This is a genomic window from Knoellia sinensis KCTC 19936, assembly GCF_000768705.1.
Lineage (GTDB): Bacteria > Actinomycetota > Actinomycetes > Actinomycetales > Dermatophilaceae > Knoellia > Knoellia sinensis.
The window spans coordinates 42,095-59,681 of sequence record NZ_AVPJ01000006.1; the positions used below are offsets into that span (position 1 = coordinate 42,095).

The 17,587-nt window shown below is 68.9% G+C and carries 15 protein-coding genes; 13 read left to right on the top strand and 2 right to left on the bottom strand.

All coding sequences use genetic code 11. The features are described from left to right. Positions 1-10 precede the first annotated feature (10 nt). From N802_RS09450 to pyrF, 7 genes are read left to right on the top strand one after another with little or no spacing between them, the layout of a single operon-like run. On the top strand, positions 11-1,006 hold the full coding sequence (locus N802_RS09450; protein ID WP_035915757.1) for an aspartate carbamoyltransferase catalytic subunit: 996 nt from the start codon (positions 11-13) through the stop codon (positions 1,004-1,006). Beyond that, on the top strand, positions 1,003-2,295 hold the full coding sequence (locus tag N802_RS09455) for a dihydroorotase (RefSeq protein ID WP_035915293.1): 1,293 nt from the start codon (positions 1,003-1,005) through the stop codon (positions 2,293-2,295). The genes N802_RS09450 and N802_RS09455 overlap by 4 nt, the downstream gene beginning before the upstream one ends. Further along, positions 2,292-3,455, top strand: a complete 1,164-nt coding sequence (gene carA / locus N802_RS09460) for a glutamine-hydrolyzing carbamoyl-phosphate synthase small subunit (RefSeq protein WP_035915295.1) — start codon at positions 2,292-2,294, stop codon at positions 3,453-3,455. The genes N802_RS09455 and carA overlap by 4 nt, the downstream gene beginning before the upstream one ends. Continuing rightward, positions 3,455-6,772, top strand: a complete 3,318-nt coding sequence (gene carB, locus N802_RS09465; protein ID WP_035915297.1) for a carbamoyl-phosphate synthase large subunit — start codon at positions 3,455-3,457, stop codon at positions 6,770-6,772. Before carA ends, carB begins: the two co-directional genes overlap by 1 nt. Further along, complete coding sequence (locus N802_RS09470) at positions 6,769-7,656, top strand: dihydroorotate dehydrogenase electron transfer subunit (RefSeq protein ID WP_035915300.1); 888 nt, start codon at positions 6,769-6,771, stop codon at positions 7,654-7,656. The genes carB and N802_RS09470 overlap by 4 nt, the downstream gene beginning before the upstream one ends. Further along, the gene (locus tag N802_RS09475) at positions 7,656-8,618 is read left to right on the top strand and encodes a dihydroorotate dehydrogenase (protein ID WP_035915302.1); all 963 of its coding nucleotides are present in this window, start codon (positions 7,656-7,658) and stop codon (positions 8,616-8,618) included. The genes N802_RS09470 and N802_RS09475 overlap by 1 nt, the downstream gene beginning before the upstream one ends. Further along, positions 8,615-9,478, top strand: a complete 864-nt coding sequence (gene pyrF / locus N802_RS09480; protein WP_035915305.1) for an orotidine-5'-phosphate decarboxylase — start codon at positions 8,615-8,617, stop codon at positions 9,476-9,478. Before N802_RS09475 ends, pyrF begins: the two co-directional genes overlap by 4 nt. 17 nt (positions 9,479-9,495) lie before the next feature. Here the strand turns inward: pyrF and N802_RS09485 are convergent, their stop codons facing one another. Further along, positions 9,496-11,484 (bottom strand): ABC1 kinase family protein, encoded by a 1,989-nt coding sequence (locus N802_RS09485; protein WP_035915309.1) that lies wholly within the window; start codon positions 11,482-11,484, stop codon positions 9,496-9,498. 170 nt (positions 11,485-11,654) lie between these two features. On the opposite strand from N802_RS09485, the gene mihF reads away from it, so the two are divergent. Genes mihF through coaBC form a run of 4 tightly spaced genes read left to right on the top strand, consistent with a single transcriptional unit; the run spans position 11,655 to position 14,085 of the window. Continuing rightward, positions 11,655-11,972: an integration host factor, actinobacterial type gene (gene mihF, locus N802_RS09490; protein ID WP_035915310.1), complete on the top strand. Its 318-nt coding sequence runs from the start codon at positions 11,655-11,657 to the stop codon at positions 11,970-11,972. After that, positions 11,969-12,547: a guanylate kinase gene (gene gmk, locus N802_RS09495; protein WP_035915314.1), complete on the top strand. Its 579-nt coding sequence runs from the start codon at positions 11,969-11,971 to the stop codon at positions 12,545-12,547. The genes mihF and gmk overlap by 4 nt, the downstream gene beginning before the upstream one ends. A gap of 4 nt (positions 12,548-12,551) precedes the next feature. Next, positions 12,552-12,815, top strand: coding sequence for a DNA-directed RNA polymerase subunit omega (rpoZ, locus tag N802_RS09500; protein WP_035915318.1), 264 nt, complete (start codon positions 12,552-12,554; stop codon positions 12,813-12,815). A gap of 7 nt (positions 12,816-12,822) precedes the next feature. Beyond that, a complete protein-coding gene (gene coaBC, locus N802_RS09505; RefSeq protein WP_035915321.1) occupies positions 12,823-14,085 on the top strand; it encodes a bifunctional phosphopantothenoylcysteine decarboxylase/phosphopantothenate--cysteine ligase CoaBC in 1,263 nt (420 codons plus the stop codon). Between the two features lie 170 nt (positions 14,086-14,255). Here the strand turns inward: coaBC and N802_RS09510 are convergent, their stop codons facing one another. Further along, complete coding sequence (locus N802_RS09510) at positions 14,256-15,341, bottom strand: coiled-coil domain-containing protein (RefSeq protein WP_052109737.1); 1,086 nt, start codon at positions 15,339-15,341, stop codon at positions 14,256-14,258. Positions 15,342-15,560: 219 nt separating this feature from the next. Between N802_RS09510 and metK the strand changes: the two genes are divergently transcribed. Continuing rightward, positions 15,561-16,781 carry a methionine adenosyltransferase gene (gene metK, locus N802_RS09515; RefSeq protein ID WP_035915324.1) on the top strand — a complete coding sequence of 407 codons (1,221 nt, stop codon included), beginning with the start codon at positions 15,561-15,563 and terminating at the stop codon, positions 16,779-16,781. Continuing rightward, positions 16,730-17,581: an alpha/beta fold hydrolase gene (locus N802_RS09520; protein ID WP_245613897.1), complete on the top strand. Its 852-nt coding sequence runs from the start codon at positions 16,730-16,732 to the stop codon at positions 17,579-17,581. The genes metK and N802_RS09520 overlap by 52 nt, the downstream gene beginning before the upstream one ends. Positions 17,582-17,587 lie beyond the last annotated feature (6 nt).

Here is a 17,587-nt window from a genome sequence, read left to right on the forward strand (position 1 = left end):
TCCACAGCGGATGCCGCGCCACCTCCTCTCGATGGCCGATCTCGACGCGACCGCCATCCGCACGATCCTCGACACGGCGACGCAGATGCATGACGTGCAGAAGCGCGAGGTCAAGAAGATCCCGACGCTGCGCGGCCGGACCATCATCAACCTCTTCTTCGAAGACTCCACCCGCACGCGCAGTTCCTTCGAGATCGCCGGCAAGTGGATGAGCGCCGACACGATCAACATCACGGGCAAGGGCTCATCGGCGTCCAAGGGCGAGTCCCTGCGCGACACCGTCAGGACCATCGACGCCATGGGTGTGGACGCGCTGGTCATCCGGCACGGCGCTTCCGGGGCGTGCCATCAGGTGGCCGGTTGGGTCGATGCCCACGTCATCAACGCCGGAGACGGCACGCACGAGCACCCGACGCAGGCGCTGCTCGACGCCTACACGATGGAACGGCGCCTCGGATCGCTCGAGGGCAAGCACGTTGCCATCGTCGGTGACCTCACCCACTCGCGCGTGGTGCGTTCCAACCTCATCTCGCTGCGCCGCCTCGGCGCCGACGTCACGCTCGTGGCCCCGCCGACGCTCATGCCGAGTGGGATTCAGACCTGGGCGGAGCGCGACGGGTTCGCACTCAGCCACGACCTGGATGGTGTGCTGCAGGGCGGCGGGTCCGGCCGTCCGATCGACGCGCTCATGATGCTGCGCGTCCAGAAGGAGCGCATGAGTGGCGGCTACTTCCCGACCCCGCGTGAATACACCGTCGGCTACGGACTCACCCGCGACCGCCTCGCGCGGCTGACCGACCAGAACCCGGAGATCGTCATCTGTCACCCCGGCCCCATGAACCGAGGACTCGAGATCAGCGCAGACGCGGCCGACGCAGCCCAGAGCCTCGTGCTCGACCAGGTGAGCGCCGGTGTGGCAGTCCGGATGTCGGTGCTCTATCACCTGCTGGCGGGGGAGGAATCGGCCACGAACGTTGGGGCCACGAACGAGGGGAGTGCGGCATGAGCGACCTGCTCATCACGGGGGCTCGACTCCTCGGGGGCGAGGCCAAGGACGTCCTCGTCGTCGAGGGCAACATCGCCGAGATCGGCACGGGCCTGGACGCCCCGGACGGTGCCGAACGCGTCAACGCCGATGGTCTCGCCTTGCTGCCCGGTTTCGTCGACCTCCACACCCACCTCCGCGAGCCCGGGCGCGAGGACGCCGAGACCATCGCGACTGGGTCCGCCGCAGCCTCGGCCGGTGGCTTCACCGCCGTCCTCGCCATGGCCAACACGAACCCCGTGACCGACACCGCGGAGGCAGCGGAGCGCATCCTCGACCTCGGTCGTGAGGCCGGCCTGGTCGACGTGCAGCCGATCGGAGCAGTGACCAAGGGGCTGGCGGGCGAGGAACTGGCCGAGCTCGCCCTCATGCGTCGGTCGCGCGCGCAGGTCAGGGTCTTCTCCGACGATGGCCGCTGCGTCCACGACGCTCGGGTTATGCGTCGAGCGCTCGAATACGTCCGGGCCTTCGGCGGCGTCGTGAGCCAGCACAGCCAGGACCCCTCCCTGGCCGGTTCGAGCGCGTGCTGCCACGAAGGTGAGCTCAGTGGACGCCTCGGGCTGCCGGGGTGGCCGGCCGTCGCTGAGTCGAGCATCATCGCCCGCGACGCCCAGCTCGCCCAGCACACCGGCTCTCGCGTGCACGTCGCGCATGTCAGCACGGCGGAGGGCGTCGAGGTGATCCGGTGGGCCAAGGCGCGCGGCATCGACCTCACGGCCGAGGTCACGCCCCACCACCTGCTCCTCACCCAGGACCTGTTGAGCGGCTACGACCCCACGTTCAAGGTCAACCCTCCGCTGCGGCCGATCGAGGATGTCGAGGCGGTACGTGCGGCGCTCGTCGACGGCACGATCGACGCCGTCGCCACGGATCACGCACCGCATGCCCGGCACGACAAGGAGCACGCCTTCGTCGACGCAGCCTTCGGCATGCTCGGACTGGAGACGGCCTTCGCCGTGGTCCACGACACGATGGTCAGGAGCGGCGCCCTCGACCTCGCGGCTCTGGCGGATCGCATGTCGGTGGCACCCGCGCGCATCGCCGGATTGGCCGACCACGGCCGCAGCCTCGAGGTGGGCGCCCCCGCGAACCTCGTCCTCGTCGACACCGAGGCGACCCAGACGGTGGACGCCGCTGCGTCCAGGTCGCTGTCCCGCAACAATCCGTGGCACGGCATGACCTTGACGGGCGCCGTCCACACGACGATCCTGCGCGGCAGGGTCACGGCAACGCTTCAGGAGTCCGCATGAACACGCCACTGGCCACCCGCGCGCCCGCCGTGCTCGTCCTCGAGGACGGCCGCACCTTCACCGGACGGGCCTATGGCCACCGGGGCGAGACCGTCGGCGAGGCTGTCTTCTGCACCGCGATGACGGGCTACCAGGAGACCCTCACCGATCCGAGCTACCACCGTCAGGTCGTCGTCATGACCTCGCCGCACGTGGGCAACACGGGCTGGAACGACGAGGACGACGAGTCCTCGCGCATCTGGGTCTCCGGTTATGTCGTGCGCGACCCCGCGATCCGACCCTCGAACTGGCGCTCGCAGCGCACCCTCGAGGACGAGCTCGACTCCCAGGGCGTCGTGGGCATCTGTGACATCGACACCCGCGCCCTGACCCGACACCTCCGCGAACGCGGCGCAATGCGCGTCGGCATCTTCTCCGGAGAAGCAGCCCGTATGCCGTCCGCCCACCTTGTCGAGCGTGTGACCTCTGCGCCCCTCATGAAGGGCGCGGCCTTGGCGCAGGAGGTCAGCACTGACGAGACCTACGTCGTTCCCGCGGTGGGGGAGAAGCGCTTCACCGTCGCGGCGGTCGACCTCGGGATCAAGGCCATGACCCCGCAGCTGATGTCGGAGCACGGCATCGAGGTGCACGTCGTGCCCGCCGACGCGAGCTTCAGCGACATCACCTCCATCGAGGGCCTCGACGGCGTCTTCTTCAGCAACGGTCCGGGTGACCCTGCGACGGCCGACCACGAGGTCGGGGTGCTCCGCGAGGTGCTCGCGGCGGGCATCCCGTTCTTCGGGATCTGCTTCGGCAACCAGCTCCTCGGTCGGGCCCTGGGCTTCGGGACCTACAAGCTCAAGTACGGCCACCGTGGCATCAACCAGCCAGTCATGGACCGCACGACCGGCAAGGTCGAGGTGACCGCGCACAACCACGGGTTCGCTGTGGACGCGCCGCTCGACAAGGACACCGACACCGAGTTCGGCACGGCACGCGTATCCCACGTCTGCCTCAACGACGACGTCGTCGAAGGTCTCGAGCTCCGCTCGGACGCAGGCGAACTCACGGCGTTCTCGGTCCAGTACCACCCGGAAGCCGCAGCGGGACCGCACGACGCGGCATACCTGTTCGATCGTTTTGTGACACTGCTCGAGAACAACCAGAAGGTGGGCGCCTGATGCCGAAGCGCGACGACATCAAGAGCGTCCTGGTCATCGGGTCCGGCCCGATCGTCATCGGACAGGCCTGCGAGTTCGACTACTCGGGCACGCAGGCGTGCCGGGTGCTGCGGGAGGAGGGCGTCCGCGTCATCCTCGTGAACTCCAACCCGGCGACGATCATGACCGACCCCGAGTTCGCGGACGCGACCTACATCGAACCGATCACTCCCGAGGTCGTCGAGAAGATCATCGAGAAGGAGCGCCCCGACGCGGTCCTCGCCACTCTCGGTGGGCAGACCGCACTCAACTGCGCGATCGCCCTGCACGACAACGGTGTTCTCGAGAAGTACAACGCGCCCCTCATCGGCGCCAACGTCGAGGCCATCCAGCTCGGCGAGGACCGGCAGCTGTTCAAGGGAGTCGTCGAGCGCTGTGGGGCAGAGAGTGCCCGCTCGGTCATCTGCCACACGATGGACGAGGTGCTCGCCGGCGCAGACGAACTCGGCTACCCCGTGGTCGTTCGTCCCTCCTTCACCATGGGTGGTCTCGGGTCCGGCTTCGCCCACGACGAGGCGGAACTGCGCCGCATGGCCGGCGCAGGCCTCCAGGCCAGCCCGACCACCGAGGTGCTCCTCGAGGAGTCGATCCTCGGCTGGAAGGAGTACGAACTCGAGGTCATGCGCGACCACGCCGACAACGTCGTGGTCGTCTGCTCGATCGAGAACCTCGACCCCATGGGTGTCCACACCGGTGACTCGATCACGGTGGCGCCGGCGCTGACCCTGACCGATCGCGAGTACCAGCGGCTGCGTGACGTCGGCATCGCGATCATCCGCGAGGTCGGGGTCGACACCGGCGGCTGCAACATCCAGTTCGCGATCAACCCGCGCGACGGACGGATCATCGTCATCGAGATGAACCCGCGCGTGTCCCGATCGTCGGCTCTCGCGTCCAAGGCGACGGGCTTCCCGATCGCCAAGATCGCGGCCAAGATGGCGATCGGCTACACGCTCGACGAGGTCCCGAACGACATCACCCAGGAGACGCCGGCGAGCTTTGAGCCGAGCCTCGACTACGTCGTCGTCAAGGTGCCGCGCTTCGCGTTCGAGAAGTTCCCGGCTGCGGACGACACCCTCACGACGACGATGAAGTCCGTCGGCGAGGCCATGTCGATCGGGCGCAACTTCGCCGAGGCGATGCAGAAGGCCCTGCGCTCCATCGAACGCAAGGAGTCGTCGTTCCACTGGCGCGGCCAGACCCCGACACGCGACGAGGCGCTCGAGTTGCTGCGCGTCGCTGCCCGCCCGACCGACGGCCGGATCATCACGGTCCAGCAGGCCATGCGGGGTGGAGCGACGGTCGAGGAGACTCACGCCGCGACCGGCATCGACCCGTGGTTCCTCGATCAGATCGAGCTCATCAACGACATCGCCCACGAGGTGGGGGAGTCTCCCGAGCTGACGCCGGACCTGCTTCGGCTGGCAAAGCGTCACGGCTTCTCGGATGCTCAACTGAGCGAACTTCGCGGTATGCCGGAGAGTGTCGTTCGCGGCGTCCGTCACGCGCTGGGGGTGCGTCCCGTCTTCAAGACCGTGGACACCTGCGCTGCCGAGTTCGCCGCACGCACGCCCTACCACTACAGCTCCTACGACGAGGAGAACGAGGTCGCTCCTCGTGAGCGGGAGGCCGTCATCATCCTCGGCTCGGGGCCGAACCGGATCGGTCAGGGCGTCGAGTTCGACTACTCGTGCGTCCACGCGAGCTTCGCCCTGCGCGACGCGGGCTACGACACGATCATGGTCAACTGCAACCCCGAGACGGTGTCGACCGACTACGACACGAGTTCGCGCCTCTACTTCGAGCCGCTGACGCTCGAGGACGTGCTCGAGGTCTACCACGCGGAGAAGCAGGCCGGTCCGATCGCCGGCGTCATCGTGCAGCTCGGCGGCCAGACCCCACTCGGTCTGGCGCGCGCTCTCAAGGAGGCGGGCGTGCCGATCGTCGGTACGTCACCCGAGGCGATCGACCTGGCCGAGGACCGCGGTGCCTTCGGGCGCGTCCTCGCGGAGGCGAAGCTGCCCGCGCCAAAGCACGGCACGGCATACAGCGCCGCCGAGGCGCTCGCGGTCGCGCAGGACATCGGGTACCCCGTCCTCGTCCGCCCGTCCTACGTCCTGGGTGGGCGCGGCATGGAGATCGTCTATGACGACGACACGCTCGTGACCTACGTCGAGCGGGCCACACACGCGTCGCCCGAGCACCCGGTTCTCGTCGACCGGTTCCTCGACGACGCCATCGAGATCGATGTGGACGTGCTCTACGACGGCACGGAGATGTATCTCGGCGGCGTCATGGAACACATCGAAGAGGCCGGAATCCACTCCGGCGACTCCGCCTGTGCGCTCCCGCCCGCAACCTTGGGCAACGCCGAGATCGAGCTGGTGAGGGAGTCGGCTCGCAAGCTCGCCGAGGGAATCGGTGTCGTCGGCCTGATGAACGTCCAGTTCGCTCTCGCCCAGGACATCCTCTACGTCCTCGAGGCGAACCCGCGTGCGTCGCGCACCGTGCCCTTCGTCGCCAAGGCCACTGGGGTGGCGCTGGCCAATGCGGCGAGCAGGATCATGCTCGGCGCGACGATTGCCCAGCTGCGCGAGGAAGGAGTCCTCCCGCCGAGCGGGGACGGTGGCACTTTGCCCCCGCACGCGCCGATCTCCGTCAAGGAGGCGGTCCTGCCCTTCCACCGGTTCCGCACCACCGACGGCACCATGGTCGACAGCCTCCTCGGACCGGAGATGCGGTCGACCGGTGAGGTCATGGGAATCGACTCCACGTTCGGGCGAGCCTTCGGGAAGAGTCAGCTCGCGGCATACGGCGGTCTTCCCACCACGGGAACGGTCTTCGTCTCCGTCGCCAACCGCGACAAGCGGGCGATGCTCTTCCCCGTCAGTCGTCTCGTCGACCTGGGCTTCACCATCGTGGCAACGTCGGGTACAGCAGATGTGTTGCGCCGCAACGGAATCCCGGCGGACGTCATTCGCAAGATCACCGAACGCGAGGGTGACGCCGAGGCGAGCGATGCGCGGTCCATCGGGCAGCTCGTGCTCGACGGCGAGATTGCCATGGTCATCAACACGCCCACCGGCCAGAGTGCCCGGGCCGACGGCTACGCGATCCGGGCCGCTGCGAACACGGCCGACGTGCCGCTCATCACCACCGTTCAGGAGTTCGCTGCAGCCGTTCAGGCGATCGAGGCGCTTCGTCGTGGTGACCTCACGGTGACCTCACTGCAGGAGCACGCGCTGGCCCTCGACCTCATGCAGGTGGCCGGCCGATGAGCGCGTCTCGGGAATCCGGCGTCGTGCAGGTTCAGGGTGAGGTGATCGCGACCCGCCGGGTCGGCGCCTACCACCACCTGACGATCGTGGCCCCGGGTGTCGCCGAACTCGCCAAGCCGGGCCAGTTCGCCGCGCTCGCGGTCGGAGGCGTCACCACCGGCAACCTGCTGCGGCGCTCCTTCTCCATCCACAAGGTGAGCCCCTCCGGCACCTACGGCGGCACGCTCGATCTCGTCATCGCGGCCAAGGGGGCCGGAACCGAATGGCTCGCAGCGTTGCGCGCCCACGACGCCGTGGACGTCGTGGCTCCGCTGGGACGGGCCTTCCCCCTGCCGACCGAGCCCGTTCCCTGCGTGCTCGTCGGTGGCGGCTATGGATCTGCGCCCCTTTTCTGGCTTGCCGAGCTCCTGCGAGAGCGCGGCTGCACTGTCGAGATGGTGCTCGGCGCAGCCTCGGAGGATCGCCTGTTCGGGGTCGTTGAGGCACGACGGGCGGCCGACCACGTCACCGTGACCACCGATGACGGTTCCGCCGGCGTCAAGGGGTGGGTCAGCGACGTCCTCCCAGAGGTGTTCGAGCGCACGGGAGCACCGGTGGCCTACGCCTGTGGGCCGATGGGGATGCTCCAGTCGGTGACCCGCGTGGCATCGGAGCACGGAGCCGTGGCCCAGGTCGCAGTCGAGGAGGCCATGGCCTGCGGTGTCGGCGTGTGCATGACGTGTGTCATGCCTGTGCGTGACAAGGCAGGGGTCACGAAGATGGTGCGCTCGTGTGTCGAGGGGCCGGTGTTCCGGGGTGACCGGGTCCGCTGGGAAGCCTTCCACGACGGGGTGTGCGGGGTCCCGGAGGACGCTGTCGGTGCTCCGAGGGTGGGAGGTCACTGATGGCCGTGGACATGTCGGTGACCTTCGGTACCCGGACGCTGCCCAACCCCGTGATGACCGCCTCGGGGTGCGCCGCCAACGGCCGCGAGCTGCACCGGTTCTTCGACGTCTCGAAGCTCGGGGCCTTCGTCACCAAGACCGTGATGATGGATCCGCGCTCTGGACGTGGCACGCCGCGCATGGCCGAGACGGCGTCGGGGATGCTCAACTCGATCGGGCTGCAGGGCCCCGGGATCCACGCGTTCGTCGAGCAGGACCTGCCATGGCTGAAGTCGGTCGGCGCACGGGTCCTCGTCTCGATCGCAGGCAACACGGCTGGGGAGTTCGCCGACGTGGCGCGCGTCCTGGCCGCCAGCGATGCGTTCGACTGCGTCGTGGGTGTCGAGGTCAACATCTCGTGCCCCAACGTCGCCAACCGAGGGCTCGTCTTCGCCTGCGACCCGCTCGCGTCGGGCAAGGTCATCGCCCTCGTGCGCGAGCAGCTGCCGCGGGACGTCCCGATGTTCGCCAAGCTCACGCCGGACGTCACCGACATCGTCGCCATCGCCGGCGCGGCGGTGAAGTCTGGGGCCACGGGCCTCACGATGATCAACACGCTGCTGGGCATGGTCATCGACACCGACCGCCTGCGCCCGCACCTGGGCGGCATCACCGGCGGGCTGTCCGGCCCGTCCATCCGACCCGTGGCCGTCCGGGCCCTGTGGCAGGTGACGGCGGCCATGCGTGAGGGGCGGTTCCAGACGGTCCCCTTGTTGGGTGTCGGGGGCGTGCGCACCGGTCGTGACGCTCTCGAACTCATTGCCGCCGGCGCTACCGGTGTCCAGGTGGGGACAGCGACGTTCAACGACCCGATGGCCCCGCAGCGGGTCCTCACTGAGCTCGAGGCCCTGGCCGAGTCCCACGGCGTCGACCGGATCACGGATCTGGTCGGAGTGGCTCACGACAGGATGGTGATCCCGTGACTTCCCTCTCCACGCTGACCTTCGGCCAACGACTGCGCGCAGCCACGGACCTCCACGGTCCTCTGTGTGCCGGGATCGACCCGCATCGGTCGCTCGTCGAGTCCTGGGGGCTGGGCTACGACCTCGACGGGCTCAGGATCTTCGCCCGCACCTGCGTCGAGGCTTTCGGTGGTCACGTCGGGGTGGTCAAGCCCCAGTCGGCCTTCTTCGAGGTGTTCGGCTCGGCAGGGGTCGCGATCCTGGAGGAGGCCGTCCGGGACCTGCGCGCCGCAGGCACCCTCGTCATTCTCGACGCCAAGCGCGGTGACATCGGCACGACGATGGATGCGTACGCCGAGGCATTCCTCGGCAAGGACGCCGTCGACGCTCCCGATGCACTCACCGTCAGCCCCTACCTCGGCTACGGCTCGCTGCGGCCGGCCATCGACCTGGCGCACCAGACCGGACGCGGGGTCTTCGTGCTCGCCCTGACCTCCAACCCCGAAGGGCCGGCTGTGCAACACGCCGTTCGTGGGGGGAGGTCCGTGGCCGGCACGATCGTCGACGGGGCCACGGCCGACAATGCCGAGGCGCGGTCGCGAGGCGAACCTGGCCATGTGGGACTCGTGGTCGGAGCCACCGTCGGCAGTGCGGTCCAGGACCTCGACCTCGACCTCGCCGCCATGGGTGGTCCACTGCTCGCGCCCGGCGTCGGTGCGCAGGGGGGCACGGGTGACGACCTCAAGCGTGTCTTCGGCGACGCTCTGCCCCACGTTCTGCCCGCGAGCAGCCGCGAGGTTCTGTCGGCGGGCCCGGATGTCGACGCGTTGCGCGCGGCCGCCCGTCGCACGAGCGAGTCCCTGGCAGCCCTGCTGCGCTGAGAGCGGGCTCGCGGCCCTCAGGGCTCGATCCGCACGGGACGGAACACCCGGACCAATGCGCGGGCCGCGAGTACGAACGCGAAGAAGAACAGCGTCCCTCCGAGGAACGCGAACAGCCGCACCTCACCGACCAACAGCGGGCCACGGTCTGCGACGAAGAGGACGACGCCGCAGATCGCGCACGCCGACGCGAGGACGGTGATGACAAGTTGCCGGATGACGTCGTCGACGAACGCGCGGTCCCGTGGGTCGGCCAGGATCCGAACCCCGACGGAGAGACGCCCGTCCTCGATCTGATCGGTGATCGCGGCGAGCCGCCTGGGGAGACGCTGCAACATCGGGGCAAGGGTGAGGAGCTGGTCCTCGAGCGTGGCGCGGACCTCCGACGGCATGAACTGCTCGCCCAGGAGCGCGCGACCGTGCCTTCGGGCCGAATCCACGAGGTCGTGGTCGGGGGCGATCGTCGCAAGGGTTCCCTCGAGCGCGCCCAGGGCACGCAGTGCCGCGGCGACCTGAGGCGGCACTCCGAAGTGATGGCGCAGGATGATCGTCATCAGAGCCGTGAACATGCCCGAACTGCCCGCCGAACCGAAGCCGCCCCGATAGCGCGAGATCACCTCACCGAGCTCGCGCCCGAAGGCCCTGTCGTCGAGGCGCTCGGGGCGCACGAGCACGTCGATGAGGGCATCGGCTGCGGCCACGTTGTCGTTGCGGTCCACGGCATGGAGGAAGACGCCCAAGCTGCGTGACGCAGTGGCATCGAGGCGCCCGACCGAACCGAAGTCGAGCAGCTGAAGCAGTCCCCGGTCGTCGAGGAAGACGTTGCCCTGGTGGAGGTCTGCGTGGAAGGTCCCGTCGACGAGGACCTGGCGAAGGATCACGTGGAGCAGGTCGTCGGCGAGCGCTCGCCGGGTGGCTCCGTCCAGCCGTGCGAGCTCGTCGCCGGACTCGGAGACCGGACGGCCGGACAGGCGCTCCATCACGAGGAGGCGAGGACCGGACCACGCGGCATACACGCGTGGAACGGTGACGGACGTGACGTCACCGCGATCCAGCGCCGCCCCGATCGTCGTCGTGTTGGCCAGTTCGACGGTGTAGTCGAGTTCCTCCTCGAGGCTTGTGGCGAATCCTTCCGCGAGTCCTCGGACGCCCAGCGCACGTCCCCAGACCGTCGACCGCTGCAACCAGGAGGCGAGTCGCAGGACGATGTCGAGGTCCGCGGTCACCTGGGCTCGGGCGCCGGGGCGTTGGACCTTGACCACCACCTGTGTCCCGTCGGGCAGAGTCGCGGCGTGGACCTGTGCCACTGACGCCGCAGCAAGCGGCTGGCGGTCGACGGACGCGAAAACCTCCGACCACGGTCGGCCCAGTTCTGCGGCGAGGACGGGTTCGATCTCTGACCACGGCGCTGGGGGCACCTGGGTCTGCAGCGTCGCGAGCTCCGCTGCGGCATCCGCCCCGATCACGTCGGGCCGAGTGGCGAGCATCTGCCCCAGCTTGACGAACGTCACCCCACCGTCGGCGAGGGCATCGCGCAGACGCCGCGCAACCGACGTCGACGATTCGGTGGGGGAGAGGCGCGAGCGTCCCCGCAGGAAGCCACCGAGGCCGTGACGAGCAGCGATCCCGACGATCTGGGTGTAGCGGCGGGCCCGTCGGCGGCGCGCCGACCAGGTGCGCACCATCGCCACCGGGCTGGGGATGGTGCCCGTCGGCACGATCGCCTCGAGAACGACGAGTGCCGCCAGTCCCAGCGCGAACGCCCAGGCAATGGCCAGTGTGAGGACGAGACCAGAGCCCGCGTTCACCGGCTCGCCGGGCGTGGCACCGGGGAGGTCGAGAGTGTCGGCGAGTGCGGTGATGGCCGCGCCGCCGGACTGGACCACGACGAGGCTGACGACGATCGTTCGGGGCCACCCCACAGGGACTCCGAGGAGGCGACGGGCGAGGATTCCGAGGATCACGGCGTTCGCGAGCGCGCTGGCGGCGAGGAAGAGGGGGAGCACACCGCCATGATGTCCGCGCCAGCCCGGGATCGCTTCCGGATTTCCCCCGAATCGGGCGCCGACCTGCCCTGACTTCGAGGTGCGGCACACTCATGGCGACGTGGTTAAATCGCCGGAGCGGTGTTGAGAAACCAGCGCCGACCACGGATCACGTACGGAGGACTTCCGCGATGGCACTCCCGCCGCTGACACCGGAGCAACGCTCTGCCGCGCTCGAGAAGGCGGCAATGGCGCGGCGCGAGCGGGCCACGGTCAAGAACCGGCTCAAGTACGCCCAGGGTGACCTCGGCGAGGTCATCACCGAAGGGAAAACCAACGACGTGATCGGCAAGATGCGCGTCTCCGCGCTGCTCGAGTCGATGCCCGGTGTCGGCCGGGTCAAGGCCAAGGCACTCATGGAGGAGATCGGGATCAGCGAGAGCCGACGTGTCCGCGGCCTCGGACAAAATCAGATCTCCGCCCTGCTCGCACGGTTCGACAAGGCGTGAGCCGCCCGTCCCGCCTCACCGTGCTCGCCGGTCCCACGGCGGTCGGCAAGGGCACCGTTGCAGCCCATGTGCGCGAGCACCATCCCGATGTCTGGCTGTCCGTGTCGGCGACGACTCGACGCCCCCGTCCCACCGAGGTGGATGGCCGCCACTACCACTTCGTGTCCAACGAGGAGTTCGGTCGCATGGTCGACCACCACGAGTTCCTCGAGTGGGCCACGGTCCACGGACGTGCCCAGTACGGCACACCCCGAGGCCCGGTCGAGGCTGCGCTCGCTGCAGGACGCCCGGCACTGCTCGAGATCGACCTCCAGGGCGCGCGGCAGGTGCGCAAGACGATGCCCGAGGCCCTTTTCGTCTTTCTGGCCCCGCCGAGCTGGGACGAGCTCGTACGCCGACTTGTCGGTCGTGGCACCGAGTCCGAGGAGGAGCGTGAGGTTCGACTCACCACCGCCAGGGCCGAGTTGGCCGCCGCCGAGGAGTTCGATGTCACGATCGTCAACGACGACGTTCGGCGGGCGGCCGACGAACTCGTATCATTGATGCGCACCCCCCACCAGACGAAACGAGACTGATTCCGTGTCAGGCACCAAGGCCAACCCCATCGGCATCACCAACCCGCCGATCGACGAGCTGCTCACCCAGGCCGACTCCAAGTACGCCCTGGTCCTCTACTCCGCGAAGCGGGCGCGTCAGATCAACGCCTACTACGCGCAGCTGCAGGAGGGTCTCCTCGAGTACGTCGGCCCACTCGTCGAGTCCGAGGTTCACGAGAAGCCGCTGTCGATCGCCCTGCGCGAGATCAACGGCAACATGCTCACCGCAGAGAAGATCGAGGACTGAGCCACTCGTGCGCGTCGTCCTCGGTGTGGCGGGCGGCATTGCGGCCTACAAGGCCTGTTCGTTGCTCCGACTTCTCGCCGAGGCGGGGCACGACGTCACTGTCGTGCCGACGGCCGCGGCCCTGAAGTTCGTCGGTGCCCCGACGTGGGCTGCCCTCTCGGGGAAGCCGGTCAGCACTGACGTGTGGGACAACGTCCACGAGGTGCCGCACGTGCGGCTGGGCCAGGAGGCCGACCTCGTCATCGTGGCCCCGGCAACGGCCGACCTGCTCGCGAGAGCGGCCACCGGTCAGGCCGACGACCTGCTCACCAATGTCCTCCTGACGGCCCGCTGTCCGGTGGTGCTCGCACCCGCGATGCACACCGAGATGTGGGACCACGCCGCTACTCAGGCCAACGTCGCGACGTTGACCGAGCGTGGCGTGCATGTCGTCCCACCGGCGAGCGGTCGACTCACCGGCAAGGACACCGGTCCCGGTCGCCTTCCCGAACCCGAAGAGCTGTATGCCGTGTGCGAGCGTGAGCTCGCCCGCTCCCGTTCCCACGATGCCCGAGCCACGACTGCTGGGTCGGCGCCGACTCGCGACCTGACAGGCCGCCACGTGGTCGTCAGCGCCGGGGGGACCCGTGAGCCGCTGGACCCCGTGAGGTACCTCGGCAATCGCAGCTCAGGCAAGCAGGGGCACGCCCTCGCGGTGGCTGCGGCTGCCCGGGGTGCTCGCGTCACCCTCGTGACGTCGGCGAAGCCGGACCTGCCGGGGGTGGACGTGGTCCACATCGAGACCGCACTGCAGTTGCGGGACGCGATGCACGCCGCTGCGGCCGACTGCGATGTCGTCGTCATGGCCGCGGCGGTGGCCGACTTCCGGCCGGCCACCTACGCGCCGACCAAGATCAAGAAGACGCACGAGTCGCGTCCCGATGGCTCGGCCGACGAGTCCGCGCCAACCATCGAGCTCGTACGCAACCCCGACATCCTCGCGGAACTCGTCGCACGCCGAGGTGGTGCAGCCACTCCGATCATCGTGGGCTTCGCGGCCGAGACAGGCGACGAGGACGGTTCCGTCCTCGACCACGGTCGCGCCAAGCTGGAACGCAAGGGGTGCGACGTCCTCGTGGTCAACGAGGTCGGTGAGGGCAAGACGTTCGGCGCCGACGACAACACGGTGACCGTGCTGCGTCGTGGCAGCGACGCGGCGGTTGAGGTCGGGCCAGCCACGAAGGCGGTCGTCTCCGATGCCGTGTGGGACGTCGTGGTCAGCCTCTTCTGAGGGAGCGACGGGAACTTCACGCGGAGCGGAAGCCTCTCTCAACTGGGTGAACTTCCAAGGCGGGTGGGAAGCCGCGTCGTTGCCCGAGCACTGACGACGAAACGCCGTGAGCAGTCGCTGCTCACGGCGTTTCGTGATTCCCGGACGGGAAGGCCGAGGGGGTTTCGGGCTCAGCGGGCCCGCGCGGCGCCGTTGGCCTGTGCCGACTCCGAGGGCTCAGCCTCTGTCTCCTCGGCCTCGACCTGGACGTCGGTGGAGTCTTCGGTCGCCTCGGGCGCGTCGGCTGCACCCTCATGTTCCGGTCCCTCGGACGTGGTGGGCTCCTCCTCGACCGCCTCGCCGAAGGCCTGCCCCAGAGCAGAGGCGCCGCCCAGCGTGGCGAGCATGTTGCGGACGTTGCTCAACTGGGCCGTGATGCTGTCGCGGCGTGCGGTCGCGGCTGCCAGCTCTCGCTCGGAGTCACGCTTGATCCGGTCGGCCTGCTCCTTGGCCGACGTGACCATGCCAGAGGCCTCGGCCTTGGCCTGGTCAAGGATGGACACGGCCTCCGCAGAACGAGCCAGCCGCTCCTCCTCGGAGTCCTTGGCGAGCTGGTCGGCGCGCTCCTGCAGTTCCGACAAGCGCTGCTCGTGGCCGGCTTTCGCTTGGGTGAACTCGTGGGCGGCCTTGTCGCGCCGCTCCTGCAGGGTGCTCTCGAAGTCTGCGGCGGCAGCGGCGGCGCGGGCCCGTTGGCTCTCGAAGTAGGCCTCGGCCTCCTCACGTCGCACGGACGCCTCGCGGGCCGCGTCGTCGAGCAAGGCGTCAGCCTCGAGCTTGGCCTGTCCCACAACCTCGGACGCCTCCACGGCAGCCCGCGAGCGGAGGTCGGCTGCATAGCGGTCCGCCTCGGCGCGCACCGTGGCAGCGGACTCCTCCGCGAGCCGACGGTGGTCCTCCACATCGGCGGTTGCTGTGGCCCGAATCTCGGCGGCCTCCTCGTCGGCAAGGCTGAGGATGCTTCCGATGCGTGCACCCAGGTGGGCGAAGGTGGGGGTCGCGTCCTCACCCTTGGCCTCGAGCGACGCGACGAGTGCCCGCTGTTGCTTGAGTTCGGCCGCAAGGTCCGAGTTGTGCTGCTGGACCCGGGTCAGCTGTGTCGTGGCGTCGGCCACCTCCTCCCGCGCAGTCTCGACTTCGCTGGCAATGGACGAGAGGTGCTTGTCGACCAAGTCCGGGTCGTAGCCGCGGAAGATCGTGGGGAACTGCGGGGTACTCATCTGTGCTCCTGGGCAGGGTCGAGTGAGGTCAGGGGGTCTGCGGGATGACGGGACATTGTGCACCGCGAGGTTCCGGCAGACCGTCCAGAGCCAGGTCTCGATTCGGTCATGTCCCATGTGACGGGCGACACCCCCATCCTTGGTGCGAGACCGGATAGATTTGGTGGCTGCGCGTCTCCACATTCGCGCGTCCTGATTCCGTCTGAAGGAGAGCCCCGGGTGGCTGCACGCCTGTTCACGTCCGAGTCCGTCACCGAGGGGCACCCTGACAAGATCTGTGACCAGATCTCCGACTCGATCCTCGACGCAATGCTCGAGCAGGACCCCCGCGCCCGCGTCGCCGTCGAGACGATGGTGACCACTGGTCTCGTCCACGTCGCTGGCGAGGTGACGACCGAGGCCTACGTCGAGATCCCCAAGATCGTGCGCGACACGGTGCTCGGCATCGGCTACGACTCGTCCACCAAGGGTTTCGACGGAGCGTCCTGCGGGGTTTCGGTCTCGATCGGCCAGCAGAGCCCGGACATCGCGCAGGGTGTCGACACGGCATACGAGAACCGCACCGGTGGCGTCGACCCGCTCGACAAGCAGGGCGCCGGCGACCAGGGCCTCATGTTCGGCTACGCCTGCGACGACACCGCGGAGCTCATGCCGCTGCCGATCTACCTCGCGCACCGGCTCTCGGAGCGCCTGACGGCCGTGCGCAAGTCCGAGGAGCTCGCCTACCTCCGCCCCGACGGCAAGACCCAGGTGACGATCAGCTACGAGGGCGACAAGGCGGTCAAGCTGGACACTGTCGTCCTGTCGACCCAGCACGCCGACGGGATCTCGCTCGACGGCCTGCTCAGCCCCGACATCGAGAAGCACGTCATCGCACCGGTCCTCGCGGAGCTCGCCGACGCCGGGACCGACCTCGACACCTCGGACTACCGGTCCCTGATCAACCCCACCGGCACGTTCGTCATCGGCGGTCCGATGGGCGACGCCGGCCTCACCGGACGCAAGATCATCGTCGACACCTACGGCGGCATGGCCCGCCACGGTGGTGGCGCCTTCTCCGGCAAGGACCCGTCGAAGGTCGACCGTTCCGCCGCCTACGCCACCCGCTGGGTCGCCAAGAACGTCGTCGCTGCCGGCCTCGCGCGTCGCTGCGAAGTTCAGGTGGCGTACGCCATCGGCAAGGCGCAGCCGGTCGGCATCTACGTCGAGACCTTCGGCACCGAGACCGTCCCCGCGGACAAGATCCAGAACGCGATCCTCTCCGTCTTCGACCTGCGTCCCGCGGCGATCCTCGACGCCCTTGACCTGCTCCGCCCGATCTACAAGCCGACGGCTGCCTACGGCCACTTCGGCCGCACGAAGGCCGACGGGGTCGAGAACCCCTTCACGTGGGAGCGCACCGACCGCGTCGAGGACCTCCAGCGCGCGGTCAAGGGCTGATCAGCCTGACCGCCCACGCCGCAGGCCCGCTGATCCTCGCCCACGACGACGAGGGCAGCGGGCCCGCTGTTGTCCTCCTCCACGCCGGCGTCGCCGATCGGGGGATGTGGTCGCCGGTCGTCCCTGCGTTGGCCGCAGCCCACCGGGTCGTGACACCGGATCTCCGTGGCTTCGGTGAGTCCGCCCTGCCAGGGGAGGCCTACGCCGACGCCGATGACATCGCGAACCTGCTCGGCGCCCTGGGTATCGACCGAGCCGCTGTCGTGGGTGCGTCGTTCGGCGGCCGCGTGGCGATGGAGTTCGCCGTTCGTCACCCGCACCGGGTGGAGTCCCTCGTGCTGGTCTGCCCGGCCTACCGCGGTCTGGAGGTGACTGACCCGGTCGTCCTCGCGTTCGGTGACCGGGAGGACGAACTCCTCGAAGCGGGTGACGTCGAGGGTGCCACGGCCCTGAACGTCGACCTCTGGGTGGGGCCCGAGGCCACGGACGCCGCCCGGGCCGAGGTCGCCCGCATGCAGCGCCGTGCCTTCGAAGTGCAGTTGGCGGCCGATGCCCTCGAACCGGGACCACAGCCGGAGCGGGTGGAGGTTGACCCACGGACGATCGAGACACGCACCCTCGTGGTGTCCGGAGCCCACGACGTCGCACACCATCGGGACATCGCCGCGTTGCTCGGTCGTGAGATCCCGGGGGCCGAGTTCATCGAACTGGACTGGGCCGGACATCTTCCGGCGGTTGAGCGACCCGACGAGACCGCAGACATCCTGTTGCAGGCGTGGGCATCGGGGGCGACCCCGTAGCGCAGG